This is a genomic window from Corynebacterium sp. HMSC074E01 (assembly GCF_001808885.1).
GTDB lineage: Bacteria > Actinomycetota > Actinomycetes > Mycobacteriales > Mycobacteriaceae > Corynebacterium.
In genome coordinates this window covers 1-7,117 of record NZ_KV794802.1, presented here as the reverse complement: position 1 = coordinate 7,117, position 7,117 = coordinate 1, and the positions used below count along the sequence as shown (strand labels likewise).

The following is a 7,117-nucleotide window of genomic DNA, read 5'->3' as shown; positions in this document are numbered from 1 at the left end:
TTGGCTCCCGCCCCAAGTTGCAACAGCACCGGCTCGAGGCCCCTGGTGAGGCCGCTCACGACGTTTGTCTCAACAGTCATGGCCGGCGTCCTGCGTTGGCACGTCCGAGTTCGTCGCGTCGCCTTCGGGCGGCATCGGGATGCGTCGGAATCGGGGGTGGAGCAGAACGAACAGGGTCACGATCGCCATGATGGCCGCGCCGATGATGATCGGCAGAGGGGTCCAAGCCCCGTATAGGACGGTTCCGGCGGTGGGTGCGACAACGAAGGTGAGACCCATGTTGGCGGCGATGAGGCCGGCCAGGCCTCCTTGTTCCTCTCGGGAGACCAGCAGTGTTGGCCCGGCGGTGTAACCAGGCATGGCGGTACCCAATCCGAGGCCGATGAGGGTGATCGATCCGAAGAGGGCGACCGGCCCGGCATCGGGGATCAGCACGAGGAATCCGAGCAGCGCAACCACGCCGCCCACACGCAGCAGGGTGGCTGGGCTCCACCCGGTCTTGGGAACAACGACTGTCTGGGCGAGGATCATGCCGATACCTGCGGCCAGGAGGGCCGCGCCGGTGAGCACTCCGGCTGTCTTCGCGTCCAGGTGGAGTCGGTCTTGGACAATGAAGCCCGTGATGATCTGGATGAACCCCAGGGCGGTGAACATGCCGAACCCGGCGAGCAGGAACGGCCACACCCGCGAGTCTGTCGGCCGGACGCTCACTGGCTTCTCGATCAAGGTGGCGCGTGCCTCGGGGCGCAACCGAAGGGCGACCAGCACGAGGCCGAGGGCGAGGAGCACCGGGACGGAGAGGATCGGGGCCATCAGCCCGAACGCGGCGAGTAGACCACCGACAACGGAACCGGCGATCTGAGCCACGCCCTGGACCGCACCCACACCGGCCATGCCCTTGATCCGTGTGGTCTCATCGGTGGTGACGTCAGCGATGTAGGCCTGCGCGGTCGGTTGAATAGCGGCGATGGCGGTGCCGAACCCGATACCGCGCAGCACGACGAACAGCGCGAACAGAACGGTGCCGCTGAGAACGCCGATCATGCCGAGCTGGGAGATCAGCGCGAAAGCTGCCGTCGCGATCGCACCGAGGGTCAGCGCCGCGACGAGAACACGTTTGCGTCCCAGCGACTGCGACCGCCGCCCCCACATCTGAGCCGTGAGCACCACCATGATCGCTGCCGTGCTGATGGTCACCCCGACCTGCCATTCGGCCAGCCCGACCTCGCGTGAGAGCGGGGCAATGATCGGGTTCAGCGTCATCTGCGCCAGGTAGGCCAGGAACACCGCCGTCAGCACCAGCTTGATCTGCGCGGTGGGCGCGGGGTTGCTTGTCGTCATCCTTGGGGGCCCTTCAGTGCGTCCGGGTCGGTCACGACGGCGGCGTCGCATGTGTGCGCACACCGCGCTGTTTTCGCGTGTGGTTTCATGAGGCATCGGTGGGGTCGGTGACGCGCCAGCCCCGGGCGCGTTCGCGTTCGACCCAGAAGTCGGCGTACAGACCTGTGCCGGCGATGAGATCGGTGTGGGTGCCGTGCTCTACGATCGCGCCGTCGCCGAGGACGAGGATCTGGTCGGCTCCGGCGATCGTGGTCAGGTCGTGGCTGACGATCAGCATGGTTCGGCCTTCGGACAGTGCCGCCAGCCCGGCGTGGACGGCGATCGCGTTCTCGGGATCGAGCGATGCGGTGATCTCGTCGAGAAGCACGATGGGCGAGTCCTTGAGGAAGGCTCGTGCGATGGATACGCGCTGACGCTCACCGCCGGAGAGCGCGACTCCAGCCTCGCCGACTTGCGTGTCGAGGCCGTGGGGCATCCGGTCGATGATCTCGTCGACGCGGGACAGACGGATCGCCTCGCGCAGTTCGTCGTCGGTGGCCTCCGGGTTTCCGAAGCGGATGTTGGCCTCGATCGTGTCGTCGAGCAGATAGACGTTCTGCTGGACCACCGAGAGCTGCTCCATCACGGTCTGTACCGGCAGCAGCCTGGCATCGACACCGCCAATGCGCACAGTGCCTGCGTCGGGGTCGAAGAACCTGGCAGCCAGCTGCAGGATCGTGCTCTTGCCCGATCCTGACGGCCCTACCAGAGCGGTAGTGGTTCCCGGGTGCGCCGAGAAAGTCACCTCGTGCAGCACTTGCCGGCCCCCGGGATATGCGAAGTCGACGTGGTCGAAGGCGAGTTCTCCGGCCTGGTCGATGCTGTCTGTGCCCTCGGGCTGCGCGGGTTCGTCGAGGACATCGGCGATGCGATCCAGGTCGTGACCGGCGAGCCGGAGCGCGGAGCCGAGGTCGGCGGCGTCGATGAGCGGACCGGTGAAGCGCGCGGCGGCGAACAGCACCACGGCGGCGGTCGCCGCGCTCGCCGCGCCGGTGAGGGACTGCCACACGCCGATGACGATGACGGCGGCGAACACCAACTGCACGGCGGTCGCGAAGCCGATCAGGCCGGGCAGGCTGGTGCGCAGCGAGCGGCGGGAGGCCTCCTGTTGGGCGCGGTGTGCTCTCTCCAGCATGCCGTTGCCGGCCTGATCGGCCCGGAAGGCCCTCAGCACCGGCTGGGCGCGAGTGAACTCCACGACGCGTCCGGCCGCCTCAACCGCCGCCTGGTCGATCTGATCGGCGGAGCGCTCCGCGAGCGCAGCCGCCCACCGGTACACCAGGTACAGGAGCGGGGCGGCGATCAGCATCGTCAGCGCCACCGGCCAGTCGATGAACAGCAGTCCTATCGCGATGGTCATGGGCGTGACGACGGCGGTCACCAGCGGCTGGATCAGGGTCGAGGCGGCCGTCCACACGGCGGTCGTGCCCTGGGAGACTGATTGCGAGAGTCTTCCGGTGCGATCGGAGGAGAACCAGCCCACCGGCAGCACGCCGAGGTGGTCGATGATGCTGCGGTGCAGGCGGCGCATCAGGGCGAGCCCGATCCGGGATCCCAGCACGCTCTGGATCGAGAACGCGATGCCCGCGATGACAGCGGCACCGATCACCGAGAGGATCCACGGCCAGCTCGCAGAAGCTTCACCGGCGAGCAGGTGGCGTAGTGCGGGGATTGCCAGCAGCAGCGCGACGCCCTGGAGGATCCCGTAGGCGACGCAGACGGTGAGGAAGACGCGCATCCTCGCCCGGTCGTCCGATGCGAGGATCGGCAGCAGCTTCCGGATCATGCGGTCGCTCCTTCCTGGGCGTTCCACAGGGCGGCGTAGAGCCGGCCATGGTCCAGCAGTTCGTCATGGCGGCCGTTCTCGACGATCCGACCGCCCTCGAGAACCACGATCTGGTCCGCGTCGGTGATCGTGCGCAGCCGGTGCGCGATGACGAGGACCGTACGGCCAGCGATCAGGGTTGACAGGGCGTCCTGGACGGCTGCTTCTGATTCGGGATCTGCGAAGGCGGTGGCTTCGTCCAGCACCACGATGGGAGCGTCGGCGAGCATGGCCCGTGCGATGCACAGCCGCTGGGTCTCACCGCCGGACGGCGTCACTTGCTCGTGCACGATCGTGTCGTAGCCCTGCGGCATAGAGATGATCACATCGTGGATCTGTGCCGCTCGCGCTGCCGCCTCCACGGTCTCGTCGTCGGCGTCCGGGGCCGCTAGGCGCAGGTTGTCGCGCACGCTCATGCGCAGCAGCACGTTGTCCTGGAACACGAATGCGACTCGCCGGTAGATCTCTTCGGGAGCCGCGTGCCGCAGGTCGACTCCGCCGATCCGGATCGCACCGTCGGTGACGTCCCAGAACCGGGGCAGCAGCCGCGCCAGCGTGGACTTGCCGGAGCCCGATGGGCCCACCAGTGCTGTGACGGTGCCGGGTCGCAGTACGAGGTCGATGTCCGAGAGCACGTCGGTCTGCCCATCGTAGGAGAATCGCACGCCGTCGTACTCCACCACGGCACCCTCCGGGGTGCGTGGATGCGCGACCTGCGGTAGTACCGGGGTGCGGAGCAGGGCGCCCAGCCGCGCCGCTGCCGCGGTGGCGGTGCGCATTGCCTGCGCCCCGATCCCCATGTTCAGCACCGGTGCACCCAGTCCAACCCCGATCATCAACGCCAGCAGCACCTCGGCCGGAGCCGCCCACTCTGAATGGACGAACCAGGCCCCTGTCGCGAGCACCAGGGCGATCACCGTCGGCGGTGCCAGTACCGCACTCGCCAGCGCGTTGACGCGTAGCAGTGGTCCCATCCAGCGTTCGAAGAACACGGCCAGCTCGTCACCGACTGCGTGGTAGCGCTCCTGCGTGCTGCGTGTCCGGCCGAACGTCTTCACGACCGCGATGCCCTGCACGAACTCCACGATCCGGGAGTTCACCCGGCCCAATGCCTCGTCCCAGCGTGCCGCGTTCTCCGTATTTCCGCGCATCATCACGCTCAGTCCGACGAAGTACAGCAGTACCGGCACCAGGCACACCAGGCCCAATCGCCAGTTGACGACGAACAGCAGTACGAATCCCGCGAGCGGGGCCACTATCGCTCCCACCAGGTCGTTGATCGCGTGTGCCACCAGATGATGCACGTCGTGCACGTCATCTTGCAGGCGGCGCTTCACCTGACCAGAGGAGCGTTCTCCGAACCAGCCCAGCGGCACCCGCCACAGCCGATCGGTCAATCGCCGCCGAAGCGCCTGGCCAACCGTTCCGTCCGCTCCGTGAGTGATGGTGTATGCCGCCCCTGTCGCGGCAGTGCGCACCAACACGCCGATCACGGCGATGACCGCCCACGCCCACACCACGTTCCCGCTCGCGGCTGCCGGCTGCAACAGCTCCTCGACGATCCGATAGATCGCGACATACGGCACCAGGGACGTCAGCGCGCCAAGCGCTTGGAACGCCCCCGCCAGGATCAGCCGCCCACGCACCGGAGCGAGCAGCGAGCCGAGGCTCTTGCCACTACCAGCGGCTCTCGTCTCGGGCTCAAGCGTGTCCGGGGCCGACTCGGATTCAGCGTCGGGCAACACAGCCTGAGTAGCGGTCGCATCATCGGGCATGAGCCATCCTTTCAAGCATCCACTCATCGGCGATCTGCACGGTCCCCGATCGCGAGCCCTGTGCAGTGCACAAATCTTTGAAGTGAGTGTACCCTTCCCCGGCGCGTTTGTCCAACGGACAACCACGCCGGGTATCGTGGTGGCACGACACTCCGCGGATGGGAGCCGAGCATGACAAAGCCGAAGGCAAAGAAGAGCAAACGCCAGCGCGGACCGCGCACCGCCGCGGACGAAGCCCCCTTGACTACAGAGCAGATCATCGAAGCCGGAGTCCGCCTCACAGCCGCCCGCGGCCTAGCCGGGTGGTCCACTCGGGACCTCGCGAAAGAGGTCGGCTGCTGGCCGACGGCGATCGTGCACCGCGTCGGCCCACGCCACGAGGTCGACCGCGTCATCGTCGACGCCGTCATGCGCTCAGTCGACTTACCGTCACCAGAACTCTCGTGGCGACCGTGGTATCAGCAGCTCCTCACCTCGCTGCACGACACACTGTCCGCACACCCCGGCGTCGCCCGCTGGCTCGGCATGGCCGCCACGACCGTCCCTGCGGCGGTACTGATGATCGATACCGGGGTCAGCAAGCTCGCTGAAGCCGGCTTGGGCGACGAGGCGCCCGCCGCACACATCATGCTATTGAACACCGCCGTGCACCTGATCGCCTCCGAAGACGAGCGAGATGTCGACCCCAAGCTTCAGGACGCGATCCTCGCAAGCCTCGGCGTCTTGTCCGAGGACAGTCAGCATCCAGGGGCGGCAATGTTCGCGGACACGCTCGCCCATGCCTTTGACCTCGACAGGCTCTACAACTACGCAGTCGAACGTGCACTCGACGGCGTCGCAGCCCGCATCGCGACGAGACAGCCGATGAAACCATAGGCAACATCTCATTAGGGTAGCCTCGCCTAAGAGCATCGGGTACACTGGCACCGATCGATAATTTGTGCACTGCACACCTGGCATCGGATTGTCGGTCCTTCCCGGCGCGGACACCCTTCCGAGGCGGATCTCCGGTCACCCGCGCTTGCCGAGCCCATCGGAGGTGATTGCCTTGTCCGCGACAGACAGCACTGACGCCTGGCCGCCGGACTCCGATGAGTCCCTCCGGTCAACTCGCAGAGCGTCGCCGCCAGCGCACAACGATCTCGACGTGTCACTGATGGACGCAGACCCCCAGCTGCACACCCTCGTGTCGGAGGAAATGTCACGTCAGCGGCAGACGTTGGAGATGATCGCATCGGAAAACTTCGCGCCGATCTCCGTGCTTCAGGCGCAGGGTTCGGTGCTGACAAACAAGTATTCCGAGGGATATCCGGGCCGTCGCTACTATGGCGGATGTGCCCATATCGATGAGATTGAGTGTCTCGCGATTGATCGGGCTCGGAAGCTGTTCTCCGCCGACCACGCAAATGTGCAGCCGCACTCTGGAGCTCAGGCGAACGCCGCTGCGTTCGGCGCCCTGATGGAACCTGGTGACACGGTGATGGGTTTGGCCCTTTCCCACGGCGGGCACCTCTCACACGGCACGACAATGAATGCTTCAGGAACCTTCTACAAAGCTGTCCGGTATCACCTAGATGCCGATACCGGGCTGGTGAACTTGGAGACCGTGGCCCGTCTCGCGCGCCAGCATCGACCGCGAGTCATCGTTGCAGGTTGGACAGCCTATCCGAGGACGGTTGACTGGGCCGGATTCCGACACATCGCCGACGAGGTCGGCGCCTTTCTCGTCGCGGATATGGCGCACCTTGCTGGCCTGATCGCAGCCGGTGTGTACCCCTCGCCCGTGCCGTATGCCGATGTCGTCACCAGCACGACCCACAAGACTCTCGGAGGTGCGCGCGGTGGGCTGATCCTCTGCCGGGGCTCACTGGCCGACCGAATCGACGCGGCTGTTTTCCCTGGGCACCAAGGCGGAGCGCTCAATCAGAGCATCGCCGCCAAGGCTGCCACCTTCCATCTCGCCGGCCGACCTGGGTTTGTCGAGCGCCAACGGCGAACACTCCAAGGCGCGAAGATGATCGCCGAGCGGCTCTGTCAGCCCGACATCAGATCATCGGGGATCCAGGTGGTGACCGGTGGCACTGACTGTCATCTCGTGTTGCTTGATTGGTGCTGTTGCAACTTGGGGCGGGAGCCA

At 66.3% G+C, this 7,117-nt stretch carries 5 protein-coding genes; 2 read left to right on the top strand and 3 right to left on the bottom strand.

Features of this window, described 5'->3' with window-relative positions; translation table 11 throughout:
* Positions 1-69: 69 nt before the first annotated feature.
* From HMPREF2537_RS00055 to HMPREF2537_RS00045, 3 genes are all read right to left on the bottom strand, one after another.
* On the bottom strand, positions 70-1,341 hold the full coding sequence (locus tag HMPREF2537_RS00055) for an MFS transporter (RefSeq protein WP_070524524.1): 1,272 nt from the start codon (positions 1,339-1,341) through the stop codon (positions 70-72).
* Between the two features lie 85 nt (positions 1,342-1,426).
* Entirely contained in the window at positions 1,427-3,166 is a 1,740-nt protein-coding gene (locus tag HMPREF2537_RS00050) for an ABC transporter ATP-binding protein (protein WP_070524522.1), read from the bottom strand.
* Positions 3,163-4,980 (bottom strand): ABC transporter ATP-binding protein, encoded by a 1,818-nt coding sequence (locus HMPREF2537_RS00045; protein ID WP_070524520.1) that lies wholly within the window; start codon positions 4,978-4,980, stop codon positions 3,163-3,165. The genes HMPREF2537_RS00050 and HMPREF2537_RS00045 overlap by 4 nt, the downstream gene beginning before the upstream one ends.
* A 171-nt stretch (positions 4,981-5,151) precedes the next feature.
* Here HMPREF2537_RS00045 and HMPREF2537_RS00040 point away from each other — a divergent pair, with 171 nt between their 5' ends.
* Together HMPREF2537_RS00040 and glyA are read left to right on the top strand one after the other, a co-directional pair.
* A complete protein-coding gene (locus HMPREF2537_RS00040; RefSeq protein WP_070524518.1) occupies positions 5,152-5,856 on the top strand; it encodes a TetR/AcrR family transcriptional regulator in 705 nt (234 codons plus the stop codon).
* Between the two features lie 280 nt (positions 5,857-6,136).
* Positions 6,137-7,117 (top strand): serine hydroxymethyltransferase (glyA, locus tag HMPREF2537_RS00035; RefSeq protein ID WP_083298929.1); only part of this gene is annotated, 981 nt, incomplete at its 3' end.